Genomic DNA, 19,277 nt, shown 5'->3' with positions numbered 1-19,277 from the left:
AGCAAAATGGATATGGCAAATTGGCAGAATTATCGTTCACAAGTGAATGGTATGCCTGCTGTGTTTACTGCAAATATTGAAGATTTAGATGTTTACCATGGTAAACATCTTAGTAAAGTAGTGCAATTTACCGTGTCTTATCAAGGTGATGAGGACGGTTTGCCGAATGAAGACGAATATGAAAAATTGATTAATCGTCTTTTTAAAGTTCTTGCTCAATTGACCGCACTTCCGAATGTTTTTTTTGCTGGGCACTTTATTTGCAACCATCAGGCAAAAATGCATTTCTATTGTGAACATGATATTTTGCTTAAAGAAACCCTTCAACAGCTTGATTTTGTTTCAGAAATCAACGTACAGAATGATCCTAATTGGGATACCTATTTCGATTTCTTATTGGCTTCACCATTAGAAATGAAATTAAATGCGACAGAAGAAATTTTGAGCATGCTGAATAGCAAAGGGCGTAATTTAAGTGATACTTATTTAATCGAACATACTTTCCATTTTGATGAAGAAGAGAAAATGTTTCCCTTTATGGATGAATTAACGCTCGGACAAATCTCTTTTAATACGTTGAAATATTCTAGCCAAGCCATTCAAACAGAAGAAGATGAAGAACCTTACTTTATGGTGAAATTAGAGCAAGAGCTTTCATTAGATAGCAATGAGATCTTCCAGTGGGTAGAGCGCTTTGAAAAACTAGCCATAGAATTTTCAGGCGATTATATCGGCTGGGAGTGCGATAATTTAATCGCTGATCGTTCAGCATTAAATTAGTGCGATAATTCATTAAATCAGTATAGATTAGATAAAAATAAAGCCCATCAATACGATAGGCTTAAATTCTTTTGGCTACTAATTTAGGATTCGTAAAAGGAGACAAACGAAAGCTAAACCAAAAGAGAAAGTTGGCTCCTCCTGCGGGACTCGAACCTGCGACATATGGATTAACAGTCCACCGTTCTACCGACTGAACTAAGGAGGAATAAACTTAGTATCACAAAGAATAGGCGCGCATTTTAATGATTGAAGCGATGTTTGTCAATAAAAAAAATGACAAAAAAGTGAGAGTTTTTCTATCCACAAAGCCTGTGGATAACTTTGTGGATTGTTTTTGTTTAAAATGCTTAACCACTTGTGCGGACTGGCTTTTCCTTAAATTGTTCACCTATTAGCCATAAGTAAATATTTTTTTTAATATCAATATGTTGCATAAAGTCCAGCAAAAAAAATGAAATATTTTTCAATTTTGAAGTGCTTAAGGCTTGACAGGTCTAAGTATGTGTAAAACTTGGATTTTTATTGCTCAAAATGGAGTAATAAATGTGCTAAAATAGCTACACTTCTAAAATAGCTAAAAAATTAACAGCACTTATGGTAGAGAAAATTAATACTAAGCCTTTTATCCTTCATTCCGATTTTCAACCTTCTGGCGATCAGCCCCAAGCAATCGAAAAATTAGTCGAAAATTTAGAGGATGGTTTGGCACATCAAACACTTCTAGGAGTAACGGGGTCAGGTAAAACATTTACCATTGCAAATGTCATAGCGACATTAAATCGCCCAGCGATGCTACTTGCCCCAAATAAAACCCTCGCTGCTCAGCTTTATGCAGAAATGAAAGCATTCTTTCCTGAAAATGCAGTGGAGTATTTCGTTTCATACTATGATTATTATCAGCCGGAAGCTTATGTACCGAGTAGTGATACCTTTATTGAGAAAGATGCTTCTATTAATGATCAGATTGAACAGATGCGTCTTTCTGCCACAAAGTCGTTCTTAGAACGTCGAGATACTATCGTAGTGGCGTCCGTATCAGCGATTTATGGTTTGGGGGATCCTGATAGCTATTTAAAAATGATGTTACATTTACAGCAAGGTGCCATTATCGATCAACGTCAGATTTTAGCGAAGTTAGCGGAATTACAATATACCAGAAACGATCAAGCCTTTCAGCGTGGTACATTCCGAGTGCGTGGCGAAGTGATTGATATTTTTCCTGCTGAATCTGACGATCGAGCGGTACGAATTGAATTATTTGATGATGAAATTGAACGTTTAAGTTTATTTGATCCTTTAACTGGCACAAGTTTTGGCGCAGTTCCGCGTTTTACGGTGTATCCAAAAACTCACTATGTCACACCAAGAGAACGTATTTTAGATGCGATTGAAAAAATCAAAGCGGAGCTTGTGCAACGCCGTGAATATTTCATCAAAGAACATAAATTACTAGAAGAGCAGCGTATAACCCAACGTACGCAATTTGACATTGAGATGATGAATGAGCTCGGCTATTGCTCAGGCATCGAAAACTATTCACGCTATCTTTCAGGCAGAAATGAAGGCGAACCGCCTCCGACATTATTTGATTATATGCCGTCTGATGCGATTTTGATTATTGATGAATCACACGTGACAGTGCCGCAAATTGGCGGGATGTATCGCGGAGACCGTTCTCGTAAAGAAACTTTGGTGGAATATGGTTTTCGTTTGCCTTCAGCATTGGATAATCGTCCATTACGCTTTGAAGAGTTTGAACGTTTAGCGCCGCAGACGATTTACGTTTCCGCAACACCAGGTCCTTATGAGTTAGAAAAATCGGGCAGTGAAATAGTCGATCAGGTGGTACGTCCAACGGGCTTGCTCGATCCACAAATTGAAATTCGTCCAGTATCCATTCAAGTAGATGATTTGCTGTCTGAAGCGCGTCAAAGAGCGGATAAAAATGAGCGTGTTTTAGTCACCACGCTGACGAAGAAAATGGCGGAAGATTTAACGGATTACTTAGACGAACACGGCATTCGTGTACGTTATCTGCATTCAGATATTGATACTGTTGAGCGTGTAGAGATTATTCGTGATTTACGTTTAGGCGAGTTTGATGTGTTAGTCGGTATCAACTTATTACGTGAGGGTTTAGATATTCCAGAAGTTTCTCTTGTCGCCATTTTAGATGCCGATAAAGAAGGTTTCTTGCGTTCTGAGCGTTCTTTAATCCAAACCATCGGTCGAGCCGCTCGAAACTTGAACGGTAAAGCGATTTTGTATGCAGATAGCATTACTAAATCTATGGAAAAAGCCATTACCGAAACGAATCGCCGTCGTGAAAAACAAATGAAATACAATGAAGAAAAGGGCATTGTTCCACAGGCATTGAATAAGAAAGTCGGCGAGTTATTAGATATTGGTCAAGGTGCAAATCAAAAAGCTAAATTGAAACAGCGTGGAAAAACGGCAGCTGAACCGACCGCACTTTACAATACACCTAAATCCGCCAAAGAATACCAACAACAAATTAAGAAATTGGAACAACAAATGTATAAATTTGCTCAAGATCTCGAGTTTGAAAAAGCCGCCGCAGTACGCGATCAGCTTCATCAATTAAGGGAGCAGTTTATGATATCGGAATAAAGTAAAAGAGCGGTCAAATCAAATTGACCGCTCTTTCATTTTATTGCACTAATAAGTAGAAGTTGTTTTGACCACGTAAGATATTAAGTGCAATGGCAGATGGTTTTTCATCTAGCGCTTTGCGTAAGTCTTGTATGCTTTCAATTGGCTGACGGTTGATGCCGATGATGATATCACCTGATTTTAAGCCGCGTTGTGCTGCCATTGAATTTGGCTGTACTTTGCTAATTTCCACACCTTTCACGCCTTTTACATCATAGTTGTTTAAGGTTGCACCGTCTAATGCAGGAAGTTCGGTTTTACTTGTTGTTGGTGTACCATCGTCTGCTTGCAAGGTCACTTTTACGTTTTCAGTTTTACCATCTCGTAAGTAAGTGAGCTCAATTTCTTTACCAACACCAGAAGTCGCGATTTTTGCACGCATTTCGGCAAAGCTTGAGATTTTTTGACCATTCATTGCGGTAATCACATCACCCGCTTTTAAGCCCGCTTTTTCGGCAGCAGAATTTGGAATGACTTCACTCACAAAAGCACCTTGTTGCGCACTGACATTAAAGACTTTTGCCAAGTCTGCATTTAATTCGCCACCTTTAATACCGAGTAAACCACGGCGTACTTCACCAAATTCTAAGATTTGTTGAACGAGATTGTTGGCTTGGTTGCTTGGAATTGCAAAGGCGATCCCAGCGTTACCGCCACTTGGAGAAATAATTGCGGTATTAATGCCAATTAATTCACCTCGTAAATTCAATAATGCACCACCAGAGTTACCACGGTTTACCGCAGCATCGGTTTGAATATAGTTTTCATACGCTCCGCTATCTGAACCAGTAGAGCGGCCAAGTGCTGAAACGATACCAGAGGTTACAGTTTGACCTAAACCAAATGGGTTACCGATAGCCACAGTAAAATCACCGACACGTAATTTATCGGAGTCCGCCATTTTGATAGCAGTAAGATTAGTTGGTTTTTCAATTTGTACTAAAGCGATATCAGATTGTTCGTCTTTTCCAACGAGTTTTGCTTTGAATTCACGTCCGTCTTGTAATTTTGCGGTAATTTTATCCGCACCATCTACCACGTGATTGTTAGTTAAAACATAGCCTTTATCTGCATTGATGATCACGCCAGAACCTAAACCACGGAAGTTGCGTGATGAGCCACGGTTTCCACCAAATTGTTCGCCAAATTGATCACCAAAGAAAAATTTAAATTCTTCTGGAATATCATCAGGTAATACTGAACGGCTGTTTGCTTTTGCTTTGCCTTCAACAGAAAGAGTCACGACTGCTGCTTGCGCTTTTTCTAACATTGGCGCAAGGCTGCCTTGTTCTACGATTTCATTCGGAATAGCTGCTTGAGCGGATAAAGAGGTCGCAAATACGCTTAAACCTAATGCGATACCGGTTAATACAAAATTTCTTTTCTTCATAAGTTCTCCAAGTAAAAATAAATGACTGAATCAGTGTTCAATCAGACAAAAAAATGAGGGGAATGTTCAGTAAAAACAAGGGAGTTTAAAAAATATTTAAAAAAGTGCGGTTGGAATTGAAATTGTTTTTTATGACCACATTTTATTTAAATTTATTTATTCATTTTAGAGGATAAAAGAATAATCTATTTTAAATGGAGCAGGTACAACCTATTTTTACGCCAAAATCCTTGCCAGATAAGGTGAAAGGTAGTTTAATAACGAGTTACTAGGATTGCTTAACGAGTACAAGTTTTATGCAATTGTATAAAATTAGTGTATGAATTTAAATGAACTAGTTTACTAGTACAAAAAATGGGTGTAGAGTAACGCCATGAGATTGAAACACAACATTTAAGATTTAGAGAGTGACATATGGCGACGAAGAAAGAAGAAATCGAAGTAAAAGTTGCAAATGATGATACCCGAATTGAAAAAGTCGATCAGGTATTACCTCCCATTGCCTTATTAGAAAAATTTCCTGCAAGTGAAGAAGCGGCAGATTTAGTTCATGAAACCCGTTTGCATGCGCACAATATTATTCATGGTAAAGAAGATCGTTTACTTGTAGTAATTGGTCCTTGTTCGATTCATGATCCTAAAGCCGCATTAGATTATGCTAAACGTTTAAAAGTATTACGTGATGAATATAAAGATACACTTGAAGTGGTGATGCGCGTTTACTTTGAAAAACCGCGTACAACAGTGGGTTGGAAAGGCTTAATTAATGATCCTTATTTAAATGATACATATCGTTTAAATGATGGTTTGCGTATTGCACGTAAATTATTATCTGACATCAATAACTTAGGCGTACCATCAGCAGGTGAGTTCTTAGATATGATCACACCACAATATGTAGCGGATTTCATGAGCTGGGGCGCAATTGGTGCGAGAACAACTGAATCTCAAGTTCACCGTGAATTAGCTTCAGGCTTATCTTGTGCGGTAGGTTTTAAAAATGGCACAAATGGTGGCGTAAAAGTAGCATTAGATGCAATGGGCGCGGCAGAAGCTTCGCATTACTTCTTATCTGTGACAAAATTTGGTCATTCGGCTATTGTTTCAACAAAAGGAAATGAAGACTGCCACATTATTTTACGTGGTGGGGATAAAGGTCCTAACTATAAAGCGGAAGACGTTGCAAAAGTTTGTGCAGACATCGAAAAATCAGGTCGTATTCCACATGTCATGGTTGATTTTAGCCATGCAAATAGTAGCAAACAATTCAAAAAACAAATGGATGTTTGTGAAGATGTTTGCCAGCAAATTGCAGGTGGTTCAAAGCAGATCTTCGGTGTCATGGTAGAAAGTCATATCGTTGAGGGGCGTCAAGACTTAGTCGATGGTAAAGCGCATACTTACGGACAAAGTATCACTGATGCTTGCATCGGTTGGGAAGATACAGAAATCGTGTTAAAACAGTTATCTGATGCCGTAGCGGCTCGCCGCCGAGTAAATAACTAATAATTTTTTATTTTTCAGATAATTAAAAGTGTGGTTAATTTTGACCGCACTTTTTTATGCGCTTTGAAAAAGGGGGAGAAAAGGGGTATGCTAGCCTCAGTGGAATAAGAAAGGAGATGTATGATGCAGGATATGATAAATGGCTTATTAATTGTCTTAGTACCGATGGTGTTAGGCTATCTACTGAAGGTCAATAATAAATCCTATATCGCAAAGATTAATCATATTGTCATGTTTTTGCTTTACATCATCCTTTTCTTAATGGGGTATTTACTTGGTCAATTGGATGATTTAGAACATAAACTTCCTATTATTGGTACAACCGCATTGACGCTATCGGCGATCATTTTGGGTTCAAATATGATCGGTCTGATGCTTTATGATCGTTTTAATCCTGCTGAGCCACTTAAATCACAAGGTAAAATTGATTCTCGTTGGCATTCCTTAATCGATTCTCTCAAGCTTTCGGGCACAGTGGTACTTGGTACTCTTTGTGGTTTCTTTTTTAAATCCTATCTTATGTTGCCTACAGGTATAAATCTATATGTATTGATTGTGCTGATTTTCTTTGTGGGTATTCAACTAAGAAATAACGGCATTTCCTTAAAAGAAGCACTTTTCAATAAACATGGTTTCCAAACAGGGATGGTGTTTACGTTTACCTCGTTACTAGGTGGCGTGGTTGCTGCTTTCGTTTTAGCGATGCCCATTACTCAAGGACTCGCTTTTGCCTCTGGAATGGGCTGGTATTCGTTATCTAGTGTGGTATTAACTAATGCGTGGGGACCGGTGCAGGGTAGTATTGCCTTTTTTAATGATTTATCCCGTGAAATTGTGAGTTTATTTGTCATTCCATTATTTATGCGTCACTTCCGTTCAACCGCGATTGGAATCACGGGGGCAACTGCAATAGATTGTACATTGCCGATTATTCAAAAAGCAGGGGGCATTGAAGTCACGCCAATTGCGATTTCATTCGGCTTTGTGACGAATATTCTGCCACCATTGTTATTGGTTTTCTTTTCCAGTATTCCGCTATAAAAAGATAAAAAAGAAATACAAAAACAAAAGCGTTAATCGTTATTTTTCGATTAATGTGGGGGAGTGACAATATTTGCATAAAGGAAAAGAAAAAATTTGGCGGGAAAAATTTGGCTTAGGGCTTGTGTGGTGCGGGGTTGGGTGATTTGCTGGTCGGATTTATGCAAAAAATGAAAATGGTGGGAAAATCTGTAAAATGGTCGAAAATTGGGTTTTATTTTGCATAAAAATGAACGGTGGATTTGTGGTTTTTAAACCGTTTTAAAATTTTAAAAAGGTTTTAAAGTTTTTAATAAATGAGTTTAAGGCAGGTTCTATGTGGGAACTGCCTTTTTTATTGGTTATTTATGGTTGTTTTGGTGCGTTTGGGTGAAATCTAGCGGTTTGTTGTGTGTAATTATGGGTAGAATTAGCGAAAATGCGCCATTATTGGGCGGTATTTGAAAGGAACACTGGCATCCGTGCCGTTGTGTTTTAAAATATTAAGAAAGCACTTGTTATGCTGTTTTTTGGGATGTTACCGACATTGATGTCGGTGACATATTAGAAGTCCCGATAACCACGCACAACTTGCCCTATCACGACAAGGCTGTTTGCTTCTTCTGTGTCTAGTTTTAATGGGCGATAGGATGGGTTGTCACTAATTAGCTCTACTCCACCGTAGGTAAACTGTACTTTCTTTACCAACATTGATCCGTTGTGGTTTAGTACAAATATTTTCCCTTCTGTTAATTCGCGCTTAGAGCGGTCAACAATGATTTCTTCGCCATCTTTCAAGGTAGGCTCCATGCTTTCCCCTTTTACGGTAAACATTGCACAATGTTTTGATTTATTGCCAGTTCTTTGAAACCAAGAGCTTTCAACCATTATGTAAGCTGAATCATATTGTTCTTCATTTTCTAAACCTAAGCCTGCTGAAACTCTGACACCCCTAAAATCATCAATAGGTTCGTAGTGATCTCTGTTCATCTGTTTAAAATCAGCAAATCCATTCTCTTTTATAGCGTGCTCTTCCATAGCTTTGAATGCATTACTCTTTATGGATTGAATGCTATCTCTTAGCCCTAAAGACATCTGTGCTTCTTTTGGCAATGTAGATATATGGTATTCGAACCCACCTCCTTTTATACCTTTAGCTTCTCTAGATAGCCAATTTTCATTTTTAGCTTTCCTTGTGATGTTTGTTGCATGAGATGGCAGTCCATTTAGCTTTAAAGCCTCAAGTTCTTTGGCAGTAAACCAAACTTTATCTAATGATTTCATAAATCACCTTTCTTAATCAAAATAATTTAAAAAGATTCAGCTGATTAAGTTAAATAAAATCAATAATTTAAACACCGAATAGAAAGATTTTATAAAATTTTATTAAATCACCTATTGATTAAGAAAATGATTTGATATATATTCTAAATCGTAGATGATTAAGTACTTAATCAAGTAGTCAAACAACTAACTTTTAAGGATCGCACAAAATGAAAGAAAAAGGAAGATTTAATGATATGCATAGAGCTGACATTAGAGCTGAATTGATTAAGAAAGGGATTTCATTAGCTCAATTAGGGATTCAGCATGGATTAGCAAAAACAACTCTAAGAAATGCGTTTGATAAACGCTATCCAAAGGGGGAAAAGATTATTGCTGATGCACTAGGTAAGGAACCAAAGGATATATGGCCAAGCAGATACTTAGACTAATAAGGAAGGATTATCGTGAAACTATGGTTTATTCATGAACGTGAGGAACGCGAAGAGCGTGAGCGTAAAGAACGTGAGGAACGTGAAGAGCTAAAAAATAGAGAAGAACTAATCTATAAGTATCTAGCGAAATGGCTAACAGATAACTGGTTACAAAGTGTGCGCGAAAAATCTTATGATAAATACTTAAATAAGTATGGTGCGAAGGCTCAAGTAAATCAAAATGGACTGCAAGCTTTACTCGACATACCATTCGAGCGAGATGCATATGGTTCAGATGGGGTTATTAATCCTGACGCCTACGCCGACGCTAAGACAGCGATGTTAAACGAGTTAGAGCGTATTAAAAAAGGCGAGGTAGATTTAAATGCGACCAAAGATTTTGAAATCGTAAAATATGATTATAAAAACATTTTATAACTCAAAGTGCGGTCAATTTGGGCCGCATTTTGTTATAAGTCAATGATTATAAGAGATAATAATGACAAACAAACAAACAAACAAACAAACAAACAAACAAACAAACGGAGTGTACTATGTTTAAACAAGCACCACTACCGTTTGTTGGGCAAAAGAGGATGTTTTTAAAGTGCTTCGAGGAAGTGTTAAACGCCAATATTAAGAATGATGGCGAGGGCTGGACTATCATTGATACATTTGGCGGGAGTGGTTTATTAAGCCATGTAGCAAAACAGCTCAAGCCTAAAGCACGCGTAATTTATAACGATTTTGATGGGTATGCTGAACGATTAGCACATATTGATGACATTAATGCACTTCGCGCACAGCTTTACGCGGTAGTTGATAACGCTACGCAAAAAAACAAAAGATTGACGAAGGATTGTAAGGCAGAATGCATCAAAATCATTCAAAATTTCAAAGGTTATATTGACCTAAATAGCCTGGCAAGCTGGCTTCTTTTTAGTGGCCAACAAGTGGCAACATTGGACGACTTATTTCAGCGCGATTTTTGGCATTGTGTTAGACAGTCTGATTATCCGAAAGCGGATGGATATTTAGACGGACTTGAGATTGCGCGCGAGTCATTCCACACGCTTTTACCTAAATTTAGCAGCGACCCTAAAGCATTATTTGTTCTAGACCCGCCATATTTATGCACCCGCCAGGAAAGCTATAAACAGGCGACGTACTTTGATTTAATCGACTTCCTCCGATTAATCAACATCACGCGCCCTCCTTATGTATTCTTTAGCTCAACAAAGAGTGAATTTGTTCGCTTTATCGAATATATGGTAGAGGATAAAGTTGATAATTGGGAAGCTTTTTACAACTCCGAGCGCGTTGTTGTTAAGGCTTCAGCAAGTTATTCCGGCAAGTATGAAGATAACATGGTTTATAAGTTTTAATACTTAAAATTTAAACGCCCTTTAATGATGATTTAAAGGGCGTTTTTATTTCAGTTTGATTTGTGATTCATTTTACATAAAGGTTTCAGGATTATGCAAAATAAATTCCAATTTTATGCAAAAAGTTTTGCGAACTTATATTAACTCTTTTTCTTATATTTTAATATTAGGAATTATCAGTTTCTATGCATGGCAATAACAGCCTGACCTAAACTGAGGCCTCCATCACCCATCGGTAGTTTATGCGCACTTAATACATGGAATTCGCTCAAATTTTCTTTTAATAAGCGACGTAGTAGTTGGTTATGCATCACACCACCAGATAACACGATAGTACGGCATTGGTATTTGCGAGCTTGATTTGCAGCAAGTTCAGCAAACCCTTGGGCGAGAGCATAGTGAAAGGCGAAGGCTTTATCTTCAACAGAAGCATGATAATTCAACCAACTTTGCCAAAAGTAAGCCAAATCCAGTTTATTGCCGATAAGCGGCATTTTTACTGGAATATTGATCGCACTTTTTGGGTGTGTAGCAAAGGATGAGTTATTTGCCAGAACTTCTAGATGGCAGGCGGCTTCGCCCTCCCAAGAAACAATGGTTGGTGCAATACCGAGAGCATAAGCTACGGCGTCAAATAAACGACCAGCAGATGATATAGGTGGACAATTGAGTCCGCGCTCAATGGCATTGACTAGTATTTGCCAATTCGGTTCAGCACAAGTTTTTGTGAGTATTTCTTGCCACTGTGGCACAAATTGATGCAGGTGAGCCAGCCAGTTGCGCCAAGGTTGTTTCGCTGCAAGATCACCGCCTGGTAGAGCAACAGCCGGCAGACCACCTAAATATTGACTATGTTGATAGTCAACGAGTAGGCATTCGCCTCCCCAAAGTTGTCCATTTTCGCCCATGCCGATACCGTCTAGAGCAAGACCAATTACTGGTTCATTACAATTGTGCTCGGCTATCACGCTGACAATATGAGCATGATGATGCAGTACTTCTATTGGTGTGATTTGTTGCTGTTCGGCAAGTTGTTGACCAATGGAAGATGAAAAATAGCCAGGGTGAGCATCAACCGCGATGATGTCTGGTTTAAATTGATAAATCTGCTGAAATAATGCAAGATTTTCACTCAATTGTGACCGCACTTGTTCATTTGCTGTATCGCCAATATGTTGGCTCAGTACGGCTTTATTGTGACGTAGCAGGCAGAATGTATTTTTCAGATCAGATCCTAAAGCCAACACATTCTTCGTGCTTTGTGTTTCAAGTGGTATTTCATCGGGTACATAGCCACGAGCGCGACGCAATGTTTCTAATCCATCGAAGGCAACACGAACGAGACTATCATCGGCACGTTGTAGAATATCGCGGTTGTGACAAAGATAAAAATCAGCTAAATCAGCTAATTGTTCCACTGCATGTTCATTTTTCAATACAGGAGGATGTCCGCTTGCATTTGCAGACGTCATCACGAGCGGACGATTAACCGCTCGTAACAACAAATGCTGCAGTGGGTTGCTTGGAAGCATTACTCCGATTTCCTGTAAGTTTGGCGCAATGTTATTCGCAATATGCGGCACTTTGTGTTTTAAAAGAAGTACAATTGGCGCAGCACTGCTGGTTAGTAATTCTGTTTCTTGGGCACTTAAATCTTGTAAAAACTGCAGGTCAGGCACCATAATGGCTAATGGTTTTGTCGGACGATGTTTCCGTTGACGTAATAAATCAACAGACTTTTGGTTATTTGCATCACAGGCTAGGTGAAAACCGCCTAAGCCTTTAATCGCAACGATATGACCTTGTTGTAATAAAAGTGCGGTCTGTTTTAGCGCAGTTTCATGAGTAGCAAGCGTTTGTTCTCGATCTTGTAACCAAATATGGGGGCCGCAAACAGAACAAGCATTGGGTTGAGCATGAAAACGACGATCAGCGGGATCTTTATATTCTTTTTCACATTGTGGACAAAGTGGAAAAGAAGCCATTGCCGTGTTTTTTCGGTCGTAAGGAATTGCCTTGATGATGGTAAAACGCGGACCGCAATGGGTGCAGTTAGTAAAAGGATAATGATAGCGTCGGTTATTGGGATCGAATAAGTCAGCTAAACAATGTGGACAGGTAGCTGCATCTGGAATAATTTGCGTGTCCATTTGATTGTTTTCACTTTCCCGAATGGTAAAGCCCGTTACAGCGGTTGCTTCTGGCCAATCTATTGGACGCTGAGTAATGTCAGTAATTTGCGCTAGCGGCGGGAGTTTGTTTTGCAGGTCGGACAAAAATTGCTTGAGTGCATCTGCTGATGGGGAGACAAAACGAATTAATACGCCTTGCCCATCATTATTTACATCTCCGTTTAACTTATATTGATTTGCCAGAAGCCAAACAAAAGGGCGAAATCCCACGCCTTGAACCTTTCCTTTTATGCGTAATTCGATCCCTTGCATAACGCAATCCTGTTTATTTTTGATTTAAGCCAAGAAAATCGCCGACTTCGTGTTCTAGCTGGCTCATGGCAATTAAGGCTTCTTGCGTTTGTTTGGCCTCTTCTTCATCGATAATCGTCATGGCAAAACCCACATGCACGAGTACCCATTTACCAACGAGAGGTTTGGGGTCATCCTGACAAATTAATGAAATATTAACTTCTCTTTTAACACCACACACATCGACTACAGCAAGCTGTAATGCACTGTCTGCAACTTGAATAATTTGTCCTGGAATACCTAAACACATAATCTGTCCTTAGTTAGAATGTTTATGAGATAAATCGTTTATTGTGTTTCAATAAACGTACTGCGAGTGTGAAATTTTATCATGTAAGCACCTAAATTTGTATAGCCATATTTTAAATAAGGCTACTGCATTTTTGTTTAAAGTCTGTTCACATTTTTAACATAAAATTATTATGTTTCACTGTTATTTAACAGGTGCATCAGAGTAATAGAAAAACAATGGAAATCTTTTGATCTTAATCACAAATTTTCGAATTAGTTCTTGAGCTTTACTTTTTTACAGGAGTATCCTTACTCCTAGAGTGGTTATTGTAAAAAACGTTATTTACATACAAGGAGGGGGAATGTATGAATCGTTTTGTAATCGGTGATCCGAAGGATTGCATTGGATGCAACACCTGTATGGCCGCTTGTAGCGAAGTGCATAAAGCTTTCGGATTACAATCTTTTCCACGCTTACAAGTCATGCGTAATGATGATGTAACCGTGCCAATTCTCTGTCGTCATTGTGATGATTCACCATGTGCTACTGTGTGTCCGGTGCACGCAATTACACATATCAATGACACTATTCAACTTAACGAAAGTCTCTGTATCGGTTGTAAACTTTGTGGTATTGCTTGCCCATTCGGTGCCATTACCCAACATGGTTCTGCACCGATTGACGCACCAACCTATTATGAAGGATTCTCCTTCACTGATGCGGTAAAACGAGATATTCGTACTGCACCAGATAATACGGATTTACACAATATGTTGGCATGGCAACCAGGTGTGAAAGCCATTGCGGTGAAATGCGATCTTTGCTATTTCCGTGAAGATGGTCCGGCTTGTGTGCAAACCTGCCCGACCAAAACGTTATTTATTATTAGTGATGAGAGTATCAAACAGGCTAACGAAAGAAAACGTGAAATGGCAATGGTTTCTTCGCCTGCTATCCCAAGATAATTAGTGTGTTTAACTTGTAATCAATGGAGTGATATTATGAGTTTACCAATCAATTTACTCATCACGACCCTGTTGATTTATGTCGTAGGTGCGTTTATTTCGCTCGCAGTGAGACGAAACGAACAACTTTCAATCAATATATCCGGCGTGACCGGTGTACTTGCTGGAGTGTTAGGTATTGTTGCCTGCATCCCCGTTCTGATCAGCAGCGACACAGTCGTTGATGTTTTCAAAACCCCATTTGAATTTGCCTCGTTCTCCATCCGTATTGACGGATTGGCAGCCTTTATGGTGTGTGTCATTTCTTTATTAGTTATTGTGACCGCACTTTATTCTTTCTCTTATGTAAAAGAATATAAAGGTAAAGGCGCAGGTTCCATGGGTTTCTTCATGAATTTATTTATCGCTTCCATGGTTGCGTTAGTCACCAGCGATAATGCATTCTACTTCCTTGTATTCTTTGAAATGATGTCATTGGCATCTTATTTCTTAGTCCTTACCGAACAAGATGACAATGCCGTAAATGCAGGCTTGCTTTATTTCTTTATTGCGCATGCCGGTTCGGTATTAATTATGATCGCCTTCTTCATTTTCTACTGCTATGCCAGTAGCTTTGAATTTAGCGCATTCCGTCAAACCACTTTACCGGCACCGCTTGCCTTTACCGCCTTTATTTTGGCATTTTTAGGTTTTGGCGCCAAAGCAGGGATGATTCCATTACACAGCTGGTTGCCAAAAGCTCACCCAGCTGCACCTTCTCATGCCTCAGCGATGATGTCTGGAGTGATGGTAAAAATTGGTATTTTCGGGATCATTAAAGTAGGTGTTGATCTTCTCGGTTCTACCAATGTTTGGTATGGCGTTATAGTACTTGGTTTCGGTGCAGTATCTTCCGTACTCGGCGTACTTTATGCCTTGGCAGAACATGACATCAAAAAACTCTTGGCTTATCACACGGTAGAAAATATCGGCATCATTATGATGGGGGTGGGCGTTGGTATGATTGGTATCGCGACACATCATCCAGTATTAGCAACCGTGGGCTTACTTGGTGGGTTATACCACTTGCTTAACCATGCTGTATTCAAAGGCTTGTTATTCTTAGGTGCAGGTTCTGTAATGTATCGCTTGCACACTAAAGACATGGACTTAATGGGCGGCTTAGGCAAACTTATGCCTTACACCGCATTCTGTTTCTTAATCGGTACCATGGCGATTTCTGCATTGCCACCGTTTAACGGTTTTGTCAGTGAATGGTTTACTTATCAATCCTTATTCACCTTAAGTCAAAGTGATGATTTCGTCTTAAAACTTGCCGGTCCAATTGCCATTATTATGTTGGCATTGACGGGTGCGTTAGCGGCACTTTGTTTCGTGAAAGTGTACGGCATCAGCTTTGGTGGTGCACCGCGTAGCGAAAAAGCAGCCAATGCACGTGAAGTGCCAAAACCAATGGTAATTGCGATGGCGGTATTAGCGTTATGTTGTGTATTGTTAGGTGTGGGTGCATCTGTGGTGACTCCAATAATTGCGAAAATTTCGACCGCACTTGCTCACAGTGAGCCGCTAATGTTGGCTCAAAATGGTGTGGTGGTCGCACAAGCTGAACCGCATACCGTGCTTTCAACACCGATGGTGACTATCATGCTATTGGCATTCTTCTTCTTGCCATTTAGTTTTTACGCCTTCACCAAAAATCAACGTTTATCCGATCGTGCAAAAGGCAATCCATGGGCTTGTGGTTATGCTTATGAACAAGATATGGCGGCCTCTGCAGGTAGTTTCACTCGTCCGTTGCGTACGATTTTCAAATCACTTTATACCTTGCGCGAAGTGTTGGATCCCGCACCTTTAGGTGATAAAGGTATCCAAGCGGTAATTAAAGGTGCAACAAAAGCTGAACCTTTCTGGGAAGAAAAAATGACGATGCCAATCGCTCGTTTTATTCCTTGGTTAGGAACTAAAATTCAATGGTTGCAACAAGGTGATTTCCGTGTGTACTGCGTGTACTTCGTGATTGCCTTGGTGGCAATACTACTTTCCATTGCGTTGATGTAGGAGGTTGAAGATGATTACGTTACCTTCAGAAATTGCAACATCTGCCGGAATGTTTGTTTTTGCCATTGTGCAAGCCTTGATTTTGCTCGCCCTTGCACCGTTATTTTCCGGTATTTCACGTATGATCCGTGCTCGTATTCAATCTCGTCGCGGTCCTGGCGTGTTACAAGATTATCGTGACATTGCGAAATTAATGAAACGTCAAAACATTTGGCCAGACAATGCGGGTTGGGTTTCTAAAGCGATGCCTTATGTGCTAATTAGCACAGTGATGGTGGTTGCCATGAGTTTGCCTTTATTTACTCGTATCGCACCATTTGGCGCTGGCAGTGATTTAATCACCGTGATTTACTTATTCGCCTTGTTCCGTTTCTTTTTCTCAATTGCGGGTTTGGATTCAAACAGCACATTCTCAAGTTTAGGGGCAAGCCGTGAAGTCACATTAGGTGTTTTAGTAGAACCAATTCTCATGTTGGCATTCCTTGTGATTGCTTTAATTGCCGGTTCAACCAATTTTGCGGTTATCGGTAATGCACTTTCCGAAAATACTTGGCAATATCCAATTGCGACAGTGATTGCTATCGCAGCAGCATTCTTCGCCGTGTTTATTGAAATGGGGAAAATTCCATTTGACTTGGCAGAAGCGGAACAAGAATTACAAGAAGGTCCATTGACTGAATATTCTGGTCCAGCACTCGCCTTATTAAAAGTCGGCTTAAGCTTAAAATCTATGGTTGTAGCATCTATCTTTGTGAGCGTGTTGCTTCCGTTTGGTATCCCAACAGAGATGAGCTTAAGTGCGGTCGTTTTAGGCGGTGTTTTATTCTTCGTGAAATTATTAGTGGTGTTCGTATTGGCTTGTGTCTTTGAAAACACACTCTCTCGTACCCGCTTTATGTTAACAGGACGTTTAACCGTAGTCGGCTTCGGCATTTCTGTGTTAGCGTTTGTATTTTACTTCACAGGGTTGTAAGGAGGACAAATATGGAACGTTTAGCTCTGATTACAATCATTTTACCTTTCGTAGGGGCGTTTATTGTTGGTTTGAACAAAAAACACTTTGCTCAAATTGCCACTGTATTTGCAGCGCTTGCTACGTTAGGAACCATGTTAGTTGCTGGGCAATGGTTTGCCGATGGTCATCAAAGCGTCACTTATGACATCGTCGCTTTTGATAAAACGGCGATCTTTGGTGTCACTCTTGATGCAGTCAGTACATTAATTGCCTTTGCCGTTGTGGCCTTGGGTTTCTTAATCTGCTTATATTCTTGCGGATACTTAACCGATAAAAACCGTGAGCACCCACATAACGGGTTACCACGTTTTTATGCCTTCTTGCTCATCTTTATTGGTGCCATGGCAGGCTTGGTGTATTCCTCAACTTTAGCAGGACAATTATTGTTCTTCGAAATTACTGGGGGATGTTCTTGGGCATTAATCAGTTATTACCAAACACCAAAAGCCCAAGCCGCTGCAATGAAAGCGTTGATTATTACCCATGTTGGTGCAATCGGGTTATATATTGCTGCAGCCTATTTGTTCAGCCAATCAGGTACATTCTCCATCACAGCATTAGAACATTTAGATCCGAGTGCGAAAACCATCGTGCTATTTGGTGTGATGTTTGCTGCGTGGGGTAAATCAGCGCAATTACCAATGCAAATTTGGTTACCAAATGCGATGGAAGCACCAACACCGGTGAGTGCATATTTGCACGCTGCATCAATGGTTAAAGTTGGGGTCTATATTTTCGCTCGTTCAGTTATGTCTGCTGGTGAGATTCCACATATTGTGGGTGAAGTCGGCATCATCATGGCGATGATTACCTTGATTTACGGCTTCTTGATGTACTTGCCACAAACTGACTTAAAACGTTTATTGGCGTATTCCACCATTACCCAACTTTCTTATATTTTCATTGGGATTTCTCTTGCTGCATTAGGTTCTAAATTGGCCTTTGTGGCAGCGATTAGCTACATCTTCAACCATGCTTTCGCGAAAAGCTTATTCTTCTTGGTCGCTGGTTCATTAAGTTATGCGACAGGAACCCGCTCAATGCCATTGTTACGAGGTATTATGCGTACAATGCCAGTGGTCGGTGCAGGATTTGGTGTTGCAGCATTAGCTATTGCTGGGGTACCACCATTTAATGGATTCTTCAGTAAATATCCATTATTTGCGGCCGGATTTGAATTAGGCAATGAATATGGCTGGATTACTTGGTTAGTGGTACTTGCTTTAGTTGAATCTACCGCGACATTCGTGTGGTTGTTGTATAAATTCGGACAATGTGTCATTGGTAAACCATCAGAAGCAGTTGCCAATGCACAACCTATACCATTCTCTATGCGTTTTGTGTTAGTTGTATTAATGGTGATGTCCGTGGTGTCCAGTTTTATCGCCGCATATTGGCTAGGTTTGGCTGGTTAGGTTAAGGAGGAATCTATGTTAATGATAAATGGACTTGCGTGTTTACTCATTATTACCTCTCTTTGCGTAATTATGGCTCGAACCGACAAAAAAGCTGCGTTATTTTATAGTTTGCAATCATTGGTGTTGGTGTTACTGTTTGTCTATCTTGCCAATGAAATGCAAGCCCATGAACTTTATATGTGGTCAATCAGCGCATTTATTACCAAAGTGGTTTTGGTGCCCGCGATTTTAATCTATGCGATGAAAAAAGTTGATGAAAGTCAAACTCCTGCTGGAATAAATGTCGCTTGGTTGATCCCGATCACAGCAGTGATAGTGACATTGTGCTACTTTGTCGTTGTCCCAATCGATTTACCGTTGGTTGCGCATCTTAAACCGGCATTATCAGTGTCATTAAGTCACTTCTTATTAGGTTTAGTGTGCATTGTTAGCCAACGCAATATCGTAAAACAAGTATTCGGTTATTGTTTGATGGAAAACGGTTCTCATCTCACATTAGCCTTATTGGCAAATAAAGCACCTGAGTTAGTGGAAATCGGAATTGCCACAGATGCTATCTTTGCCGTCATCATAATGGTGGTGTTGGTAAACAAAATTTACCGTACATTCCACTCATTAGATGCAAAACAACTTATGAGTTTGAAGGGGTAAC

16 protein-coding genes and 1 tRNA gene are annotated in these 19,277 nt (G+C 39.7%); 12 read left to right on the top strand and 5 right to left on the bottom strand.

Annotated features, from left to right (window positions below; translation table 11 throughout):
- Window positions 1-6: 6 nt before the first annotated feature.
- On the top strand, window positions 7-780 hold the full coding sequence (locus ACXVWP_RS08425) for a TIGR01619 family protein (RefSeq protein WP_297569266.1): 774 nt from the start codon (window positions 7-9) through the stop codon (window positions 778-780).
- A gap of 132 nt (window positions 781-912) precedes the next feature.
- Here the strand turns inward: ACXVWP_RS08425 and ACXVWP_RS08420 are convergent.
- Window positions 913-988, bottom strand: a tRNA-Asn gene (locus ACXVWP_RS08420).
- Between the two features lie 389 nt (window positions 989-1,377).
- Between ACXVWP_RS08420 and uvrB the strand changes: the two genes are divergently transcribed.
- Window positions 1,378-3,414, top strand: a complete 2,037-nt coding sequence (gene uvrB / locus ACXVWP_RS08415; protein ID WP_369866774.1) for an excinuclease ABC subunit UvrB — start codon at window positions 1,378-1,380, stop codon at window positions 3,412-3,414.
- Between the two features lie 40 nt (window positions 3,415-3,454).
- Here the strand turns inward: uvrB and ACXVWP_RS08410 are convergent, their stop codons facing one another.
- Entirely contained in the window at window positions 3,455-4,846 is a 1,392-nt protein-coding gene (locus ACXVWP_RS08410; protein WP_128787443.1) for a DegQ family serine endoprotease, read from the bottom strand.
- Between the two features lie 414 nt (window positions 4,847-5,260).
- On the opposite strand from ACXVWP_RS08410, the gene aroG reads away from it, so the two are divergent.
- Complete coding sequence (gene aroG, locus ACXVWP_RS08405) at window positions 5,261-6,352, top strand: 3-deoxy-7-phosphoheptulonate synthase AroG (protein ID WP_369866773.1); 1,092 nt, start codon at window positions 5,261-5,263, stop codon at window positions 6,350-6,352.
- Between the two features lie 123 nt (window positions 6,353-6,475).
- A complete protein-coding gene (locus ACXVWP_RS08400; protein ID WP_369866779.1) occupies window positions 6,476-7,393 on the top strand; it encodes a LysO family transporter in 918 nt (305 codons plus the stop codon).
- Between the two features lie 543 nt (window positions 7,394-7,936).
- On the opposite strand, the gene ACXVWP_RS08395 is transcribed toward ACXVWP_RS08400, so the two are convergent.
- Window positions 7,937-8,656, bottom strand: coding sequence for a helix-turn-helix domain-containing protein (locus tag ACXVWP_RS08395; RefSeq protein ID WP_128787441.1), 720 nt, complete (start codon window positions 8,654-8,656; stop codon window positions 7,937-7,939).
- Window positions 8,657-8,865: 209 nt separating this feature from the next.
- On the opposite strand from ACXVWP_RS08395, the gene ACXVWP_RS08390 reads away from it, so the two are divergent.
- The 3 genes from ACXVWP_RS08390 to ACXVWP_RS08380 all read left to right on the top strand — a co-directional run bounded on the left by ACXVWP_RS08390 (window position 8,866) and on the right by ACXVWP_RS08380 (window position 10,454).
- The gene (locus ACXVWP_RS08390; protein WP_049368124.1) at window positions 8,866-9,087 is read left to right on the top strand and encodes a helix-turn-helix domain-containing protein; all 222 of its coding nucleotides are present in this window, start codon (window positions 8,866-8,868) and stop codon (window positions 9,085-9,087) included.
- Between the two features lie 15 nt (window positions 9,088-9,102).
- A complete protein-coding gene (locus tag ACXVWP_RS08385; RefSeq protein ID WP_128787440.1) occupies window positions 9,103-9,507 on the top strand; it encodes a hypothetical protein in 405 nt (134 codons plus the stop codon).
- A 116-nt stretch (window positions 9,508-9,623) separates the two neighbouring features.
- On the top strand, window positions 9,624-10,454 hold the full coding sequence (locus tag ACXVWP_RS08380; protein WP_128787439.1) for a hypothetical protein: 831 nt from the start codon (window positions 9,624-9,626) through the stop codon (window positions 10,452-10,454).
- Window positions 10,455-10,630: 176 nt separating this feature from the next.
- On the opposite strand, the gene hypF is transcribed toward ACXVWP_RS08380, so the two are convergent.
- Both hypF and hybG read right to left on the bottom strand, forming a co-directional pair.
- The gene (gene hypF / locus ACXVWP_RS08375) at window positions 10,631-12,898 is read right to left on the bottom strand and encodes a carbamoyltransferase HypF (RefSeq protein WP_128787438.1); all 2,268 of its coding nucleotides are present in this window, start codon (window positions 12,896-12,898) and stop codon (window positions 10,631-10,633) included.
- Window positions 12,899-12,911: 13 nt separating this feature from the next.
- Entirely contained in the window at window positions 12,912-13,187 is a 276-nt protein-coding gene (gene hybG, locus ACXVWP_RS08370; RefSeq protein WP_005696275.1) for a hydrogenase maturation factor HybG, read from the bottom strand.
- A gap of 347 nt (window positions 13,188-13,534) precedes the next feature.
- Between hybG and ACXVWP_RS08365 the strand changes: the two genes are divergently transcribed.
- The 5 genes from ACXVWP_RS08365 to hyfE are packed head-to-tail and all read left to right on the top strand — an operon-like array spanning window position 13,535 to window position 19,276.
- A complete protein-coding gene (locus tag ACXVWP_RS08365) occupies window positions 13,535-14,134 on the top strand; it encodes a 4Fe-4S dicluster domain-containing protein (RefSeq protein ID WP_014065505.1) in 600 nt (199 codons plus the stop codon).
- 36 nt (window positions 14,135-14,170) lie between these two features.
- Window positions 14,171-16,192 (top strand): hydrogenase 4 subunit B, encoded by a 2,022-nt coding sequence (gene hyfB, locus ACXVWP_RS08360; protein WP_297569144.1) that lies wholly within the window; start codon window positions 14,171-14,173, stop codon window positions 16,190-16,192.
- Window positions 16,193-16,202: 10 nt separating this feature from the next.
- Window positions 16,203-17,165 (top strand): respiratory chain complex I subunit 1 family protein, encoded by a 963-nt coding sequence (locus tag ACXVWP_RS08355; protein ID WP_049357464.1) that lies wholly within the window; start codon window positions 16,203-16,205, stop codon window positions 17,163-17,165.
- 11 nt (window positions 17,166-17,176) lie between these two features.
- On the top strand, window positions 17,177-18,622 hold the full coding sequence (locus ACXVWP_RS08350) for a hydrogenase 4 subunit D (protein WP_289902055.1): 1,446 nt from the start codon (window positions 17,177-17,179) through the stop codon (window positions 18,620-18,622).
- Window positions 18,623-18,637: 15 nt separating this feature from the next.
- Window positions 18,638-19,276 (top strand): hydrogenase 4 membrane subunit, encoded by a 639-nt coding sequence (hyfE, locus tag ACXVWP_RS08345; protein WP_369866772.1) that lies wholly within the window; start codon window positions 18,638-18,640, stop codon window positions 19,274-19,276.
- Window position 19,277 lies beyond the last annotated feature (1 nt).

This window comes from Haemophilus sp. SZY H56 (assembly GCF_054332415.1).
Note: the sequence above shows the minus strand (reverse complement) of the source record. Positions and strands in the feature narration are given on the sequence as shown.

What these genes read in the sequence shown, in the direction of transcription:
- hyfB (WP_297569144.1), top strand. Translation starts at nt 14,171, where the DNA reads ATGAGTTTACCAATCAATTTACTCATCACGACCCTGTTGATTTATGTC.
- hyfE (WP_369866772.1), top strand. Translation starts at nt 18,638, where the DNA reads ATGTTAATGATAAATGGACTTGCGTGTTTACTCATTATTACCTCTCTT.
- ACXVWP_RS08400 (WP_369866779.1), top strand. Translation starts at nt 6,476, where the DNA reads ATGCAGGATATGATAAATGGCTTATTAATTGTCTTAGTACCGATGGTG.
- uvrB (WP_369866774.1), top strand. Translation starts at nt 1,378, where the DNA reads ATGGTAGAGAAAATTAATACTAAGCCTTTTATCCTTCATTCCGATTTT.
- ACXVWP_RS08350 (WP_289902055.1), top strand. Translation starts at nt 17,177, where the DNA reads ATGGAACGTTTAGCTCTGATTACAATCATTTTACCTTTCGTAGGGGCG.
- ACXVWP_RS08365 (WP_014065505.1), top strand. Translation starts at nt 13,535, where the DNA reads ATGAATCGTTTTGTAATCGGTGATCCGAAGGATTGCATTGGATGCAAC.
- ACXVWP_RS08390 (WP_049368124.1), top strand. Translation starts at nt 8,866, where the DNA reads ATGAAAGAAAAAGGAAGATTTAATGATATGCATAGAGCTGACATTAGA.
- ACXVWP_RS08410 (WP_128787443.1), bottom strand. Translation starts at nt 4,846, where the DNA reads ATGAAGAAAAGAAATTTTGTATTAACCGGTATCGCATTAGGTTTAAGC.
- ACXVWP_RS08425 (WP_297569266.1), top strand. Translation starts at nt 7, where the DNA reads ATGGATATGGCAAATTGGCAGAATTATCGTTCACAAGTGAATGGTATG.
- aroG (WP_369866773.1), top strand. Translation starts at nt 5,261, where the DNA reads ATGGCGACGAAGAAAGAAGAAATCGAAGTAAAAGTTGCAAATGATGAT.
- ACXVWP_RS08355 (WP_049357464.1), top strand. Translation starts at nt 16,203, where the DNA reads ATGATTACGTTACCTTCAGAAATTGCAACATCTGCCGGAATGTTTGTT.
- ACXVWP_RS08380 (WP_128787439.1), top strand. Translation starts at nt 9,624, where the DNA reads ATGTTTAAACAAGCACCACTACCGTTTGTTGGGCAAAAGAGGATGTTT.
- ACXVWP_RS08395 (WP_128787441.1), bottom strand. Translation starts at nt 8,656, where the DNA reads ATGAAATCATTAGATAAAGTTTGGTTTACTGCCAAAGAACTTGAGGCT.
- hybG (WP_005696275.1), bottom strand. Translation starts at nt 13,187, where the DNA reads ATGTGTTTAGGTATTCCAGGACAAATTATTCAAGTTGCAGACAGTGCA.
- hypF (WP_128787438.1), bottom strand. Translation starts at nt 12,898, where the DNA reads ATGCAAGGGATCGAATTACGCATAAAAGGAAAGGTTCAAGGCGTGGGA.